The 15648-nt window shown below is 64.1% G+C and carries 11 protein-coding genes; 5 read left to right on the forward strand and 6 right to left on the reverse strand.

Annotation, left to right across the window (positions count from 1 at the left end):
- The 4 genes from argC to MUB52_RS13345 form a co-directional block, all read right to left on the reverse strand.
- Positions 1 to 1029, reverse strand: a complete 1029-nt coding sequence (argC, locus tag MUB52_RS13330) for an N-acetyl-gamma-glutamyl-phosphate reductase (protein WP_263844720.1) — start codon at positions 1027 to 1029, stop codon at positions 1 to 3.
- A 32-nt stretch (positions 1030 to 1061) separates the two neighbouring features.
- Positions 1062 to 1871 carry a glutamate racemase gene (locus MUB52_RS13335; protein WP_263844721.1) on the reverse strand — a complete coding sequence of 270 codons (810 nt, stop codon included), beginning with the start codon at positions 1869 to 1871 and terminating at the stop codon, positions 1062 to 1064.
- 27 nt (positions 1872 to 1898) lie between these two features.
- Positions 1899 to 2774, reverse strand: coding sequence for a lysophospholipid acyltransferase family protein (locus MUB52_RS13340; protein ID WP_263844722.1), 876 nt, complete (start codon positions 2772 to 2774; stop codon positions 1899 to 1901).
- Positions 2775 to 2858: 84 nt separating this feature from the next.
- Positions 2859 to 6275: an indolepyruvate ferredoxin oxidoreductase family protein gene (locus tag MUB52_RS13345; RefSeq protein WP_263844723.1), complete on the reverse strand. Its 3417-nt coding sequence runs from the start codon at positions 6273 to 6275 to the stop codon at positions 2859 to 2861.
- Between the two features lie 170 nt (positions 6276 to 6445).
- Between MUB52_RS13345 and MUB52_RS13350 the strand changes: the two genes are divergently transcribed.
- Positions 6446 to 7351, forward strand: a complete 906-nt coding sequence (locus MUB52_RS13350; RefSeq protein WP_263844724.1) for a LysR family transcriptional regulator — start codon at positions 6446 to 6448, stop codon at positions 7349 to 7351.
- 283 nt (positions 7352 to 7634) lie between these two features.
- On the forward strand, positions 7635 to 9794 hold the full coding sequence (gene purL / locus MUB52_RS13355; RefSeq protein ID WP_263844725.1) for a phosphoribosylformylglycinamidine synthase subunit PurL: 2160 nt from the start codon (positions 7635 to 7637) through the stop codon (positions 9792 to 9794).
- Between the two features lie 246 nt (positions 9795 to 10040).
- Here purL and MUB52_RS13360 read toward each other — a convergent pair whose 3' ends face one another.
- Together MUB52_RS13360 and MUB52_RS13365 are read right to left on the reverse strand one after the other, a co-directional pair.
- On the reverse strand, positions 10041 to 11303 hold the full coding sequence (locus MUB52_RS13360; RefSeq protein WP_263844829.1) for a vWA domain-containing protein: 1263 nt from the start codon (positions 11301 to 11303) through the stop codon (positions 10041 to 10043).
- 66 nt (positions 11304 to 11369) lie between these two features.
- Positions 11370 to 12278: an AAA family ATPase gene (locus tag MUB52_RS13365; RefSeq protein WP_263844726.1), complete on the reverse strand. Its 909-nt coding sequence runs from the start codon at positions 12276 to 12278 to the stop codon at positions 11370 to 11372.
- A gap of 170 nt (positions 12279 to 12448) precedes the next feature.
- On the opposite strand from MUB52_RS13365, the gene MUB52_RS13370 reads away from it, so the two are divergent.
- The 3 genes from MUB52_RS13370 (at position 12449) to pyrC (ending at position 15619) form a co-directional block, all read left to right on the forward strand.
- Complete coding sequence (locus MUB52_RS13370) at positions 12449 to 13513, forward strand: glycosyltransferase family 2 protein (protein ID WP_263844727.1); 1065 nt, start codon at positions 12449 to 12451, stop codon at positions 13511 to 13513.
- Positions 13514 to 13631: 118 nt separating this feature from the next.
- A complete protein-coding gene (locus MUB52_RS13375) occupies positions 13632 to 14546 on the forward strand; it encodes a phosphoadenosine phosphosulfate reductase (protein WP_263844728.1) in 915 nt (304 codons plus the stop codon).
- A 38-nt stretch (positions 14547 to 14584) separates the two neighbouring features.
- Positions 14585 to 15619, forward strand: coding sequence for a dihydroorotase (gene pyrC / locus MUB52_RS13380; RefSeq protein WP_263844729.1), 1035 nt, complete (start codon positions 14585 to 14587; stop codon positions 15617 to 15619).
- The last annotated feature ends 29 nt before the right edge of the window (positions 15620 to 15648 follow it).

The following is a 15648-nucleotide window of genomic DNA, read 5'->3' on the forward strand; positions in this document are numbered from 1 at the left end:
TCACGGGAACAGCGGGGCCATCATCAACCCCGTGGTCTCTTCAATATCTAACATCAGGTTGGCGTTTTGCAACGCTTGGCCGCTGCTACCTTTTGTCAGATTATCCAGTGCGCCAATCACGATTGTCCGTCCCGGCAGACGGTCTCCGACGACCCCGATATGGCAGAAGTTGGAGCCCCGCACGTGCCGTGTGCTCGGCATCTCGCCAAAGGGCAGGACCACGATGAACGGCTCATCCGCATAGGCTGCGGCCAATGCGGCATGCACGGCCTCCGGCGCGCCCTTGACATAGCCGGTCGCCAGAATGCCCCGGTTCGCGGGAAGCAGATGCGGGGTGAACTGCACCTTGACCGCACGGCCAGCCAGAGCGCTGAATTCCTGATCGAATTCGCCCAGATGCCGGTGCGTGCCACCGACCGCATAGGCGTGATAGCCTTCGGACAGCTCGGCGTGCAGCAGGTTCTCCTTGAGGCTGCGCCCGGCGCCGGAGACGGCACATTTCAGATCGAGGATAATCTCGTCGAGATCGATCACCCCAGCAGAGATCAGGGGCCGCAGCATGAACTGCCCCGTCGCCGCATTGCAGCCCGTGCCCGCGACAAGCCGTGCTCGCGCAATCTCGTCGCGATAGAACTCGGTGAGGCCATAGACCGCCTCTTTCTGCTGCTCCACCGCAGCATGAGCGTTGCCGTACCATGTCTGATAGGCCTGCGGGTCGCGCAGCCGGAAGTCCGCGCTCAGGTCGACGATCTTCAGATCGCCGGGCAGGCGCGCGATCACCTCCTGGCTGGTCTTATGCGGCAACGCGCAAAAGCACAGATCGATCTTTGCAAAGTCAATCTCATCGATTTGCAAAAGCGCCGGCAAGTCCAGATGCCGCAAATGCGGGAACACCTCGGCGATGCTCTGCCCCGCCTTCGTGTTGGCCCCAAGCGCGGTGAGCGTCATTTGGGGATGCTCGGCAATCAGCCGGATCAGTTCAGCCCCGGTGTAGCCGGAAGCGCCAAGAATGGCGATGGAATAGGTCATGGTTCGTCCGTATCGAAAGAGAAGATGGTGGTTCAGGCGGATTGAAACACGATCTGTCGTCGCAAGAACTGGGTGGCGCGGTCGCTCACCCGCCGCGGATCACCGGTGGTCAGGAAGCACCGCTCGCCCGTGCCCAGCATATCCGGATGCCGATCCAGATAATCGGCGAGGCTGTCGGCCACGAGCGCGGCCTGGCTGAAGACACGGACCTCCTCGCCCAACGCTGCCTGAAAGCTCGACTGCATCAGCGGATAATGTGTGCAGCCGAGGATCGCAGCATCCGGCTCGGGCATCTTGCGCTGCAAGGCCTCGACATGACTGCGCACCAAAGCCTCGGCCAGGATCATGTCACCATCCTCGATCGCATCCACCACCCCGCCGCAGGCCTGCGCCTCCACATCCACGCCAATCGCGCGAAACGCCAGCTCGCGCTGGAAGGCGCGGCTGGCCACTGTGGCGGGTGTTGCAAAGAGTGCCACATGTTTGACGTTGACCTCCCGCGGCGGAGAATTGTCGCCCCATTGCCGTTCGGTCAGCGCTTCGATGAGCGGCACGAAGACACCCAGCACACGCTTGTCGGACGGCACCCAGCTTTCCTGCATCCGCCGCAACGCCGCCGCCGAGGCGGTATTGCAGGCCAGAATGACCAGATTGCAGCCCGCCTCGAAGAGCCGGGTCACCGCCGCACAGGTCAGATCGAAGATGTCATCGGCCGTGCGCACCCCGTAAGGCGCATGGGCACTGTCGGCGAGATAGACAAACGGCAACTCCGGCAGCCGCGCTTCGGCCGCCTGCAAGACGGTCAAGCCGCCCAATCCGCTGTCAAAAATCCCAACTGCCATGCTCAGGCGCCTCTTTCGGGCACCTGTTCAGGATCGGTGCCGCTCCTCGAATTCATACCCCAGGTCAAACCGCTTCTCGGGGTCCGTTGACAGCTCATACGTTGCTTTTCGGAGGAAATCCATCATCGCTTTGCCGTCTTTGGCCAGCGGGTCCAGAATGTCGCGCCCGATCGGCTGGCCGACAACGATGCGCACCGGCGTATCGACGCGTGTCTTGAACTCCTTGATCAGCAGCCCCATGCGCAGGGTGGAGTGCATGTGGCTCGCGATCTGGAACAGCCGGCTGGTGTGTCCATCGAAGTAGAGCGGAACCACATGGGCACGCGATTTTGCAATCATCCGCGCGGTGAAGCTGCGCCAGCCCGGGTCCATGGGCCGCGAAAACGGTCGGGCCGCAGTGCTGACCGTCCCGCCCGGAAACACTCCGATGGCGCCGCCCTGCTCAAGATAGGCCAGCGCCGCCTTCCGCGTTGCAATGTTGAGCGCCAGCGCGTCCTTCGTCTCCTCGAAGCTGATGGGCAGGATGAAGCGGTTCAGATCCTCAGCCTTGCGAAAGACCGAATTCGCCATGATCCGGAAGTCACACCGGCTCTGCCCCAGAATGTGCCCCATCATCAGCCCGTCGAGGATACCGTAGGGGTGATTGGCGATCATGATCAGCGGGCCGTCCCGCGGGATATTGTCAAGAGCGCCGCCCACCACATCGAGGGTCAGCCCGTACCGTTCGACCATGACGTCGAAGAAGCCGCGGCCGGCGGCCACTTCATGCTCATAGCCGCGCGCGCGTTTGATCAGGCGCAGCCGCCCCGTGCTGTTCTCCATCATGCGGATCAGCGCGCGCCCGCCCTTGGTCTGCGCCGAATACGAATAGCTGATATCCCGCGTGATATTGGCGCGTACCATTCAGAGCATGTCCTCTTGCCGCTGCGGCGCAACTCTAGCTTTGGCGGCGCACTATGCCCAGAAGATATGTCAAATATGTGAAGATCACTCCGCAGCGCGCGCGGTCTCGGCCCCACCGGCCCGGATCACCGAGAGCAATTCCTCGCGCCGTTTGGCGGCCTTCGCTTCGTTCTGCTGCTTGACCGGTCCGAAGCCACGGATGTCGAGCGGCAGGGCGGCCAGCGCGACAATCGCGGGACGGGTGGAATCATCCAGCCGCCCCAGCACCTCCTTCATGTCGCGCTCGTATTGTTTGATCAGCGCCCGTTCCATGCGGCGTTCCGTGTTGTACCCGAAGGGATCAAGCGGTGTGCCGCGCAGAACCTTCAGACGGGTCAACAGCCGCAGGGGCCGTTCCAGCCAGGGCCCAAAGGTTCGCTTTTGCGGCCGCCCGTCCGGCCCGGTTTTCGACAACAGCGGCGGGGCGAGGTGGAAGGTCATCTTGAAGTCGCCGTGGAACTCTTCCGCCGCCTTCTCGCGGCTGGTCAGCAAGAGCCGCGCGACTTCATATTCATCCTTGTAAGACAACAGTTTATGATAGCCTTTTAAAGCAGCCGCGCGGACCTCTGGATCAGTGATCTGCTCCAGGAAACTCCGGTACCGTTTGGCAAGCCGGGCGCTCTGGTACGCCTTCAGGTGGTCGGCGCGGAACGCGATCTGCTCGTCCACGGTCTTGGGCAGGCGAACCACCTTGGGCTGGACCAGCGCCGCGGCCTCCTCGGGGTAGAGAACGGCCCAACGTCCGATTTCAAAGGCCCGCAGGTTCCGCTCGACCGCGGCGCCGTTGAGTGTGATCGCTTCGGAAATCGCCTCCAGCGACAGCGGCACCAGACCCCGCTGCCAGGCCGCGCCGAAGATCATCATGTTCGAAAAAATAGAGTCGCCCAGCGTGGCCTTGGCCAGATCGGAGGCATCGAACAGATCCACCCGGTCCTGCAGCCGCGCTTCGAGGGCCAGCGCCAGCCGTTCGCTGGGCAGCTGAAACTCGGTATCGCGGGTGAAGTCGCCGGTGATGATCTCATGGCTGTTCACCACCGCCCCGGTCCGCCCCGCACGCGTCAGCCCAAGCGTCTTTGCCCCGGCCGAGACCACCAGATCGCCGCCAATCAGGGCGTCCGCTTCGCCGGTGGCAACGCGGATTGCACTGATATCACTCGGCTTTTCAGCAAGGCGACAGTGGATGTGTACGGCGCCGCCCTTTTGGGCCAGCCCGGCCATCTCCATCATGCCGGCACCCTTCCCGTCGATATGCGCGGCTTGCGCCATCACGGCCCCGATGGTCACCACACCGGTGCCGCCAACCCCGGTGACGACCACGTTCCACGTCCCGTCGATGGCGGGGAGCTCTGGCTGTGGCAAATCAGGGATATCGAGGCGCGCGGTCGGGTCTTTCCGGACCGTCGCACCTTCAAGTGTCACAAAGGACGGGCAGAAGCCCTTGAGACAGCTGAAATCCTTGTTGCAGGAGGATTGATCGATGGCCCGTTTGCGGCCCAGTTCGGTTTCTTTCGGCACAATCGATACGCAGTTCGACTGCACCCCACAGTCGCCGCAGCCTTCGCAGACATCCGTATTGATGAAAACGCGCTTGTCCGGATCGGGGAACAGCCCGCGCTTGCGCCGCCGCCGCTTCTCGGCCGCGCAGGTCTGAATGTAAACAATCGCCGAGACTCCCGACAACTTTGCAAACTTCTCCTGAACAGTTTGCAAATCTGCCCGTTCATGAACCTCAACACCGGAAAACGCTTTCGGATCAACATCTTCTTTCTCGTCATAGACCACCGCGATATGCGGAACGCCCATCGCCTGCAACTCCTTCACGATCCGCGGCGCATCAAGATCGCCCTCGTTCTGCTGCCCGCCGGTCATGGCCACCGCGTCGTTGTAGAGGATCTTGTAGGTGATGTTGGTGCCCGCGTTCAGCGCCGCACGGATCGCCTGTACGCCGGAGTGATTGTAGGTCCCGTCGCCCAGGTTCTGGAACACGTGATCGCGGGTCGAAAACGGCGCCTCGCCGATCCAGTTCGCCCCCTCGCCACCCATATGGGTAAAGCCGGTGGTCTCGCGGTCCATCCACTGCACCATGTAGTGACAGCCGATGCCGGCATAGGCCCGCGACCCTTCGGGCAGCTTCGTGGAAGAGTTGTGCGGACAGCCCGAGCAGAAGTAGGGCAACCGCGCCGCGATATCCTCGGCATTGTCATTGCGCCGCGCCTCTTCGAGCAGGTGCAAGCCCGCCTTGATCCCATCGGTCTCCCGCCCCTCATCGATCAGGATGCCGCCGAGCTTCTCGGCGATCATGATCGGGTCCAGTGCGCCGCGCGTCGGGAACAGCTCCTCGCGGTGCATAGCCCCCGCGCCACCTTTGTACCAGCCATAGACGCGACGCCCCCGCCGATCGTCGAAAATGGCTTCCTTGATCTGGACCTCGATGAGCTTGCGCTTTTCCTCGACCACCACGATGAGATCGAGCCCCTCAGCCCAGTCGTGAAACCCTTCCATATCCAACGGGAAGGTCTGCCCCACCTTGTAGGTCGTGATCCCGAGCCGCTCCGCCTCGCCCGCGTCGATATTCAGCAGCGCCAGCGCATGTTCGAGGTCGAGCCAGTTCTTGCCCGCCGCCACAAAACCGATCTTGGCACCCGGCTTTCCCCAGACGCGCTTGTCCATCCCGTTGGCATGCGAGAAGGCCTCTGCCGCAAAGCGCTTGTAGTCGATCATGCGCGCTTCCTGGGCGTGCGGCGTGTCGATCAGGCGGATGTTGAGCCCGCCCTCCGGCATTTCGAAGTTCGGCAGTACGAATTGCACCCGCGCCGGATCGGCATCGACCACCGAGGTCGCCTCGACCGTATCCTTCATCGTCTTCAGCCCGACCCAGAGCCCGGAAAACCGCGACAAGGCAAAGCCATAAAGCCCGTAGTCGAGGATTTCCTGCACGCCCGCGGGGCTGACCACCGGCATGTAGGCATCGACCATCGCCCATTCGGATTGGTGCAGTACGGTCGAACTTTCGCCAGTGTGATCGTCGCCCATGGCCATCAGAACACCGCCGTGGGTGGAAGATCCGGCCATATTCGCATGCCGCATCACATCGCCCGAACGGTCGACCCCCGGCCCCTTGCCGTACCAGAGCCCGAAGACGCCATCGAATTTGCCCTCGCCCCGCAATTCCGCCTGCTGGCTGCCCCAGAGTGCGGTCGCGGCCAGATCCTCGTTCAAGCCAGCCTGAAAGGTAATGTCATGTTCCGTCAGTGGTTTGAGTGCCCGCTGCATCTGCAAATCCACCGCCCCCAGCGGCGAGCCACGATAGCCGGTCACCAGCCCGGCGGTGTTCAGCCCCGCGGCCGTGTCCCGGGCCTTTTGCATCAGCATCAGACGCACCAGCGCCTGCGTTCCGTTCAACAGAACCGGGCTTTTGGATAGGTCATAGCGGTCATTGAGTGAGATCTTCTGAGTGCTCATCGGTCGCCTCCCAGCTTTCCCAGTCTTGCATAGATTTAGCCCAATAATAGGTCATGAAAGCTGACCTGTATAGGAAATTTTTGCCGTTTCGTCCTGAATGCGCGCGGCTCCGCTGTATTTCGAAACAATATGTCGCTAGGGAAGGCGCGAAGGTTGGTACAGGGTGTTTCATGGATTGGGATAAGCTTCGAATATTTCACGCGGTGGCTGATGCAGGCTCGCTGACGCACGCCGGCGACAAGCTCAACCTGTCGCAATCGGCGGTGAGTCGTCAGGTGCGCGGGCTCGAAGAGATGCTGAACACCACGCTCTTTCACCGCCACGCGCGCGGGCTCATTCTGACCGAACAGGGCGAGCTTCTGTTCGACGCGACCTCCGCGATGACCAAGCGGCTCGACACCGCCTCGGCCCGCATTCGAGACAGCGAAGAGGAGGTTTTCGGCGAGCTGCGGGTGACCACCACAACCGGCTTCGGCACGCTCTGGCTGGCCCCGCGCCTGCCGAAACTTTACGAGCAATACCCGGACCTTAAGGTGGACCTCATGCTGGAGGAACGGGTGCTCGACCTGCCCATGCGCGAGGCCGATGTGGCCATCCGCATGAAGGAACCGAGCCAGGCCGATCTCATCCGCAAGAAGCTGATGATGATCCGCATGTGCCTCTTCGCGACGCCGGACTACCTTGCCGAGAACGGCACGCCCGTCGAGATCGAAGACATCGAAAGCCACCGGCTCATCTGTCAGAACACAAACAGCGATCAGGTTGGAGCGGGCCGGAACCTGGTGCAGCACCTGATGACCTACGACATCCGCTCAACGCTCACGGTGAATAACTATTTCGGGGTGTTGCAAGGCGTGCTGAACAACCTCGGCATCGGCGTGCTGCCCGACTACGTGACCGAGGATTTCCCCGATCTGGTCCGGGTCATTCCGGATGTCGAATCCGCCGATGTGCCCGTCTTCCTGGCCTACCCCGAAGAGCTGCGTCATTCGCAGCGGGTTGCCGCTTTCAAGGATTTCGTGCAGGACGAGATCATTGCCTACCGCAAACAACTGAGAGACAAGCAGAAAATTTGACCAAATAGTCAGCTATGCATCAAGCGCATATCAGACATGCTGAAACAATTTTGAATCAGCCTTGATCGTGTGCAGTCCGCCTCTTATTTGCTCTCTTGAAGGAGCGGATGCGCTGCATCTTCCTTCATACCTCCCTGTTGGACTTGGCCGAGCTTTGTGCTCGGCCTCTTTTTTCGCGGCTATCAAATGGCGCAAAAGACCGGCGCGGCCTTTGCCCTTTTCCCCGCGCCGCCCTTCCTCTAAAGACACTGGCAATACCTGCCATGGGGGGCCAAATCGAGCGATGACCGAACCTGCCATCACACCAGATCTGATCGCAAATCATGGCCTCAGCCTCGATGAATACGCGCGCATCCTCGAGATCGTGGGCCGGGAGCCGACATTCACCGAGCTGGGCATTTTTTCGGCCATGTGGAACGAGCATTGTTCCTACAAATCCTCCAAGAAGTGGCTGCGCACGCTGCCCACCGAAGGCCCGCAGGTGATCTGCGGTCCCGGTGAGAATGCAGGCGTGGTCGACATCGGCGATGGGCAGGCCGTGGTCTTCAAGATGGAGAGCCACAACCACCCCAGTTACATCGAACCCTACCAGGGCGCGGCCACGGGCGTGGGCGGCATCCTGCGTGACGTCTTCACCATGGGTGCGCGGCCCATCGCGGCGATGAATGCGCTGAGTTTTGGAGAACCGTCGCACCCGAAGACCCGTCAGTTGGTCAACGGTGTGGTCGAGGGCATCGGCGGCTACGGCAACGCCTTCGGGGTGCCCACGGTGGGCGGCGAGGTCCGGTTCGACCCCGCCTACAACGGCAACTGCCTGGTGAACGCCTTCGCCGCGGGCCTCGCCGATGCCGACAAGATCTTCTACTCCGCGGCCTCCGGTGTCGGCATGCCGGTGGTGTATCTTGGCGCCAAAACCGGCCGCGACGGTGTAGGCGGCGCCACCATGGCCTCCGCCGAGTTCGACGAGACCATCGAGGAAAAGCGCCCCACCGTGCAGGTCGGTGACCCTTTCACCGAAAAGCGCCTGATGGAGGCCACGCTGGAGCTGATGGCCACCGGCGCGGTGATCTCGATCCAGGACATGGGCGCAGCCGGCCTCACCTGCTCCGCCGTCGAGATGGGCGACAAGGGCGGCCTTGGCGTCCAGCTCGATCTGGAAAACGTGCCCGTGCGCGAAGAGGCGATGACCGCCTACGAGATGATGCTCTCCGAATCCCAGGAACGCATGCTCATGGTCCTGCGCCCCGAACTTGAAGCAGAAGCCAAGGCCGTCTTCGACAAGTGGGACCTCGATTTCGCCATCGTCGGCGAGACCATAGAAGAAGACCGTTTCCTCATCATGCTGAACGGCGAGGTGAAGGCCGACCTGCCGCTCTCCAAGCTCGCCTCCACCGCCCCCGAATACGACCGCCCGTGGGAGGAAACGCCCAGCCCGACCCCACTCGCAGAGGTGCCGCAGATCGATCCTATCGCAGGTCTGAAATCCCTCCTCTCCAGCCCCAACTACGCCGCCAAGCACTGGGTCTACGAGCAATACGACACGATGGTCATGGCCGATACGGTGCGCACGCCCGGCTTGGGCGCGGGGATCATCCGGGTCCACGGCACAGACAAGGCGCTCGCCTTCACCTCCGACGTGACGCCCCGCTACGTGCTGGCCAACCCGGTTGAGGGGGGCAAACAGGCGGTGGCCGAGGCCTACCGCAACCTCACCGCCGTTGGGGCCACGCCGCTCGCCACGACCGACAACATGAACTTCGGCAACCCCGAAAAGCCGCGCATCATGGGCCAGTTCGTGGGCGCCATCAAGGGTATCGGCGAAGCCGTCGCGGCCCTCGACATGCCCATCGTCTCCGGCAACGTCTCGCTCTACAACGAAACCGATGGTGCGGCGATCCTGCCCACCCCAACCATCGGTGCCGTGGGCCTGATCGCCCACACCGACGACATCATTGGCTTCGACATCCGTCCCGGCCACCTGGCCCTTCTGCTGGGCGCGACCACCGGACACCTCGGCCAATCCGCCCTGCTTGCCGAACATCTCGGCCGGTCGGAGGGCGACGCCCCGCCGGTCGATCTGGCCGAGGAAAAAGCCCATGGCGATTTCATCCGCGCGAACCGCGCAAGCATCGCCGCCTGCACCGATCTTTCCGACGGCGGCCTGGCGCTCGCGGCCTTCGAGATGGCGGAGGCCGCCGGCCTCGGCATCACCCTCACCGCCGACGACACCGCCCAGCTCTTCGGTGAAGACCAGGCCCGCTATCTGATCGCCGCCACGCCCGAGCAGGCCGCAGTTCTCACGACAGCTGCCACCAAGGCGGGCCTCCCGCTGACCGAGGTCGGCACATTCGGCGGCGACGCCGTCACCCTCGGCAGCCGCAGCGCCCCCCTCGCCGAGCTCGCCGAACTCTACCGCACCGCCTTTGCCAAAGCTGTCGCCTGACCGGCCGGTTTTCGGAGCCGCCCTTGCGCAGCTTCGACCGGATAGGCGCGGATGGTGGGATCAAGGAGAATCGCCGAGGGGCCCCGCCCCGGGCGGGGAGACGGCTATTGTCCTTGATCGCAGCGTCCGGGTCTGTCAGGCGCGACGCACAGCAAGGGCCGCGCCGCAACCCGGCTGGTTTTTGGTGAGCCCGCAGCCCCGAACAAAAAATGGAATGCGCGCGCCAGCGCGCTCCGCCGATCAAACCTAACCAGCCAACGCCCGCATCAGCCGGTCTTTCTCACCCATGTCATCCGGGCGCGAGAGCGACACCGCCAGATCCTCCAGCGAGGCAATCGAATGGCCGGCGCGAAAGCTGTCCACATGCGGCAGCATCGCCGCAATCCCACGCGCTTTCGGCGCAAACCCCTCCCAGCGCAGCAAAGGGTTCAGCCATATGAGCCGTCGCGATGAGAGATGCAACCGCTCCATCTGCCGCTCCAGAGCCTCCGGATCGTCCCGGTCGAGCCCGTCGGTGATCAGGAGCACCACCGCGCCCTGCCCCATGACCCGCCGCGACCAGTCGCGGTTGAAGGCGGTCAGGCAATCACCGATCCGCGTGCCCCCTTCCCAGTCCTGCGCCTCCGCCCCCGCCGCCGCCAGCGCCGCATCCACATCGCGGTGCTTCAGATGCCGGGTGATATTCGTCAGCCGGGTCCCGAAGGTGAAGGCATGCACCTTCGCCCAGCCTGCCCCCTTCGCGTTCGCCACCGCATGCAGGAAATGCAGCACAACCCTTGAGTACTGGCTCATGGACCCGGAGATATCGCAGAGCACCACCAGGTTCGGCCAGCGCGGGCGCGGCGCGCGGCGGGCGATCCGATGAAGCTCGCCGCCCTGCCGCATCGCGCCCCGCAAGGTCCGCGCTGCATCCACCCGGCGCCCCAGCGGATCGGCCTGCGCCCGGCGCGACAGGATCGGCGGCACCGGCAGGTTCAGCTTTGCGAGCATCCGCTTGGCCGCCGCCATCTCGGCCGTGCTCATCTGTTCGAAATCGAGGCTGCGCAGCCGCTCTTCGGACGACATCGTGAGGCTCGCGTCGATCTCGATCTCCGTCTCGCCCGTGTCTTCCGCATCGCTATCGCCAAAATCCGGCACTTCGGCCCCGTCGAGCAGCGCCTCCGCCGCCCGCTTCTCCGCCGATTGGGCGCGGCGCTCCTCCTGCACGCCCCGGACCGCCGGGATCATGTAGGACATCATGTGTTCCAGATAACGCGGATCACGCCAGTAGAGCCGGAAGATCTGGCCGAAGACGAGGCGATGCTCTGGCCGGTTCACGAAACACGCATGCAGCGTCCAGTAGAAATCCCGCTTGTCGGTGAAGCCCGCGGCCTCCACCGCCCGGATCGCGTCAACGACGCGGCCCGGCCCGATCGGCAGTCCGGCGCGCCGCAGCGCGCGGGCGAAGTGGGTGATGTTCCCGGCGAGCCGGGGGGTCTCCGGAAGCTCAAGGGCGGGGTATTCAGGCATTGCGTTCATTGGGGCTCTGCCCCGTCGCTGCGCGACTCCCCGGGATATTTTGAGCCAGAAGACGCCTCATGCCACCTCCAGGGTAGCCTTGGCCTGGTCGAGGATTCGTTTGGCCTCCGAGCCCTGCAGCTTCTGGATGTCATCCTGATACTTCAGGATCGCGCCCAGCGTATCGGCGATGACCTCGGGGCTGAGGTTGATCACATCCAGCGCCAGCAGGCATTTCGCCCAGTCGATGGTTTCCGCTACGCCCGGCTTCTTGAAGAGATCCTCGGTCCGCAACTGCTGCACGAAGGCCACGACTTCCCGGCTCAACGCCTCTGCGGCCTCGGGCGCGCGGGCGGCGAGGATCTCCATTTCGCGGTCGAAATCCGGGTAGTCCACCCAGTGATAGAGACAGCGGCGTTTCAGCGCGTCATGCACCTCGCGCGTGCGGTTCGAGGTCAGGATCACCACCGGCGGCTCCGGTGCCTTGATCGTGCCCAGCTCCGGGATCGTGACCTGAAAATCGCTCAGGGCTTCCAGCAAAAATGCCTCGAAAGGTTCATCCGTCCGGTCCAACTCGTCGATCAGCAGCACCGGCGCGCCGTGCTCATCGGGGCGCATCGCCTCCAGCAGGGGCCGCTCGATCAGGTAGTCATCGCTGAAGAGCTCCGCCTGCAGATCCGCGCGCTCGGCCCCGCCCGCTGCCTCGGCCGTGCGAATGGCGACCATCTGGGCCGGGAAGTTCCACTCGTAGACTGCCGTGGCCGCATCCAGCCCTTCGTAGCATTGCAACCGGATGAGCCGCCGGTTCAGCCCAGCCGCTAGCGCCTTGGCGATCTCGGTCTTGCCAACGCCGGCTTCGCCCTCAAGGAACAGGGGCCGCCCCAGCCGCAGCGCCAGAAACACAACCGTGCCCAGCGCCCGGTCACAGACATAGCCCTCTGCCGCCAGCATCTCCTGCACGGCATCAATCGTCTCAACTCCGGACATATGTCCTCCTCTTTGGCTCTGATACCTGCATCCAAAGCCGGTCGGGTCAAGCGCCGATGGGGGGCCTTTTGGTCTACGTTGACGGCATGCGCGCCACCTGCCATGGTCACCGACACGCCGCTGACCGAGGACCGGGTCCCCCATGACTTCCCCGCAGGCCCGCGCCACCGATGGCTGACGCAGCCCCCAAAATCACCGCCGTTCTGACCGTGCGCAACGAGGCCGCCTTCCTGCTGGAATGGTTTGCGCATCACCATGCGGCAGGTGTCAGCGATTTTGTCGTCTGTTCCAACGACTGTGCGGATGGCACCGATGCCATGCTCGATCGTCTGGAGCAGATCGGGTGGCTCGCGCATCTGCGCAACGCGGGGCCTTACGGCAATCGCGGCATCCAGTTCACGGCGCTGAAACTGGCCGACGAACAGCCGCTGGTGAAGGACGCCGACTGGCTCGTGCCGCTCGACATCGACGAATTCGTGACCGTGAAGACGGGCGACAATACCCTGCCCGCCCTCATCGCCGCCCTGCCGGACGCCACAGCGATCACTCTCACCTGGCGGCTCTTCGGCAATGCCGGCGTCACGCACTATTGCGACCAGCTTGTGACCGACCAGTTTACCCGCTGCGCGCCGGAGGTGATCTTCTGGCCCTGGCGCGCGGTGATGTTCAAGACGCTTTACCGAAACGACGGCACCTACGGAAAGCTGGGCGTGCATCGCCCCAAGGCGCCCAACCGCGACCGGCTGGATGGCGCGCAGTGGAGGGACGGCGAGGGCCGCTCCCTCGGTGCCCCCTTCAAGACCCGGCGCGTGTTTTCGGACTACGGCCAGCCGAACTACGGCCTCGTACAGCTCAATCACTATCCGCTGGGCGCGATGGAAAGCTTCGTGCTGAAGGCCGATCGTGGGCGGGCGGTGCATGCGGATGTGCCGCTGGCGATGGACTACTGGGTGGAGCGGAACTTCAACACCGATGAGGATACCTCCATCGCCGCCCTGAAGCCGCGGCGGGACGCGATGCTGGCCGAGTTGAAAGCCGATCAAACGCTGGCCCGTTTGCACACGGAGGCCGTCGCCTGGCGCAAGGCCCGCTTCGAGACGCTGATGCAGCAAGAGCCCATGCGCGCCCTCTTCGCCCGGCTGCTCATGACGCCGCCTTCAGAGCCGATCTCACCCGAGGCCGCAAAGGACTTGACCCGATACGCGCTGCAGGATCGCCAAAATCCAAACAATTAGGGCCAATCAGCTTCATTGTTTCCCAATTCGCCCTCTGAGCCGCCGGTCGATTGCATGGCGGCGCCCGGCGGCCTATGACGTTTTGGTGGGGGAGATGCAGATCACATGAGACGCACGCGTGGATTCTGACCAGACGCCGGGGCATACGCCTTGGGGGGCGTGGATAGACGAAGCAGCGGATCCGCTCGACACCGGGGGGGCCGTGACCCAGCTTGGCGACCGTCACCGCGCCACATTTGTCGACCGCGGCCCAACGCTTCTGGTCTCCTTTGAAAGCGCGCAAAGCGGCCCGCCGCTTGTGCCCAGCGGCCACGCAGAGGGCCCCGATTTGATGCGCCGCTTCGGTTGGTCACATCTGGGTGTGACAAGCGACGGCGACACGTGGTTCCGCGACGAAGCGGTCTTTGCCCATTTCGACGGGCTGACCGATGATGGTTTTTTCGACGCCTTCGATACGATCCTCTTTTACGGGGCCGGCCCCTGCGGCTATGCGGCGGCGGCCTTTTCCGTCGCGGCACCAGGCGCACGCGTGCTGGCCCTGCAGCCCCAGGCAACGCTGGACCCCGGGATCGCCGGCTGGGACACGCGCTTTGCGAAGATGCGCCGCACCAGCTTTGCGGACCGCTACGGCTATGCCCCAGATATGCTGGATGCGGCCGCCGCCGCCTTCGTTGTCTTCGATCCCCGTCAGACCGAAGACGCAATGCATGCCGCGCTCTTCACCCGCCCGAACGCGACGATGCTGCGAGCTCGCCACTTCGGCGGCAGGCTGCACGCCGATTTTCTGCGCATGGGCATCCTCGACCAGCTTATGGTCGCCGCCGCCCGCGACCGTCTCACACGAGCGGAGTTCGGGCGGCTGCTGCGTGCGCGCCGCGATGACATGCCCTACTTGCGCCACCTGCTCAGACAACTCGACCGAGACACGCGCCCGCGCCGGATCGAAATGCTCTGCCGCTCCGTCGTCCGGCGTCACACGGCGCCGCGCTTTGCCCGCCGCTTGGACCAGTTCGCCGAGCCAGCCAGCGCCTGATACTGGTCCTGACTTGCAAGCTGTGCTAGCGCAGGGCCATGAGCCAGAGCCTGACCCTCCGACGCCCCGACGATTGGCACCTGCACCTGCGCGATGGGTCCATGCTGCGCGCGGTGCTGCCCGAAACCACCCGCCACTTCGCCCGCGCGATCATCATGCCCAACCTCGTGCCGCCGGTTGTCACCGCCGCCGATGCCCGCGCCTACCGCGACCGCATCCTGGCCGCGCTGCCCGAGGGCGCCGATTTCACCCCGCTGATGACGCTCTACCTCACCGAAGACACCGACCCCGAGGATGTCGCCGCCGCCCAGGCCTCGGGCCTCGTGCACGCGGTCAAGCTCTATCCCGCGGGGGCCACCACCAATTCCGCGAGCGGGGTGCGGAACTTCGACAAGGTCCGCCCGGTGCTGGAGAAGATGGCCGAGATCGGCCTGCCGCTCTGCGTGCACGGAGAGGTCACGGACGCGGACATCGACATCTTCGACCGCGAGGCCGTTTTCATCGACCGCGTGCTCGACCCCATTCGCCGCGCTACCCCCGGCCTGCGCGTGGTGATGGAACACATCACCACCTCCAACGCCGTGGACTACGCCAGCGCGCAAGACGACACCCTCGGCGCGACGATCACCACGCACCACCTGGTGATCAACCGCAACCACATCCTCGCGGGTGGCATCAAACCACATTATTACTGCCTGCCAGTGGCAAAGCGCGAAACCCACCGGCGCGCCCTGCGCCGGGCCGCCACCTCGGGTGCTGCGCGCGTCTTTCTCGGCACCGACAGCGCCCCGCACACGGATGCGAACAAGCTCCTGCCCTGCGGCTGCGCGGGCTGCTTCACGGCACCCAATACCCTCTCGATCCTCGCGCAGGTCTTCGAAGAGGAAGGCGCCCTCCACCACCTCGAAGCCTTTACCTCTCTGAACGGCCCCGCTTTCTACGGCCTGCCGCCGAACGAGGACACGGTCACCCTCACCAAGACCGGCGCCACCTACCCAACCCAGATCGCCACCGACGACGGCCCCGTCACCGTCTTCGACCCCGGCTTCCCGCTTGACTGGGCGGTGACCTGAGCTTCACCCGTCGACAAATACTCCCGCCG

Source organism: Roseobacter sinensis (genome assembly GCF_025755255.1).
Classification (GTDB): domain Bacteria; phylum Pseudomonadota; class Alphaproteobacteria; order Rhodobacterales; family Rhodobacteraceae; genus Roseobacter; species Roseobacter sinensis.

Excerpts from the sequence above, each read along its gene's own strand:
- MUB52_RS13335 (WP_263844721.1), bottom strand. The coding sequence starts at position 1,871 with ATGGCAGTTGGGATTTTTGACAGCGGATTGGGCGGCTTGACCGTCTTG.
- argC (WP_263844720.1), bottom strand. The coding sequence starts at position 1,029 with ATGACCTATTCCATCGCCATTCTTGGCGCTTCCGGCTACACCGGGGCT.
- MUB52_RS13365 (WP_263844726.1), bottom strand. The coding sequence starts at position 12,278 with ATGTCCGGAGTTGAGACGATTGATGCCGTGCAGGAGATGCTGGCGGCA.
- MUB52_RS13360 (WP_263844829.1), bottom strand. The coding sequence starts at position 11,303 with ATGCCTGAATACCCCGCCCTTGAGCTTCCGGAGACCCCCCGGCTCGCC.
- MUB52_RS13345 (WP_263844723.1), bottom strand. The coding sequence starts at position 6,275 with ATGAGCACTCAGAAGATCTCACTCAATGACCGCTATGACCTATCCAAA.
- MUB52_RS13370 (WP_263844727.1), top strand. The coding sequence starts at position 12,449 with ATGGCTGACGCAGCCCCCAAAATCACCGCCGTTCTGACCGTGCGCAAC.
- purL (WP_263844725.1), top strand. The coding sequence starts at position 7,635 with ATGACCGAACCTGCCATCACACCAGATCTGATCGCAAATCATGGCCTC.
- MUB52_RS13350 (WP_263844724.1), top strand. The coding sequence starts at position 6,446 with ATGGATTGGGATAAGCTTCGAATATTTCACGCGGTGGCTGATGCAGGC.
- pyrC (WP_263844729.1), top strand. The coding sequence starts at position 14,585 with ATGAGCCAGAGCCTGACCCTCCGACGCCCCGACGATTGGCACCTGCAC.
- MUB52_RS13340 (WP_263844722.1), bottom strand. The coding sequence starts at position 2,774 with ATGGTACGCGCCAATATCACGCGGGATATCAGCTATTCGTATTCGGCG.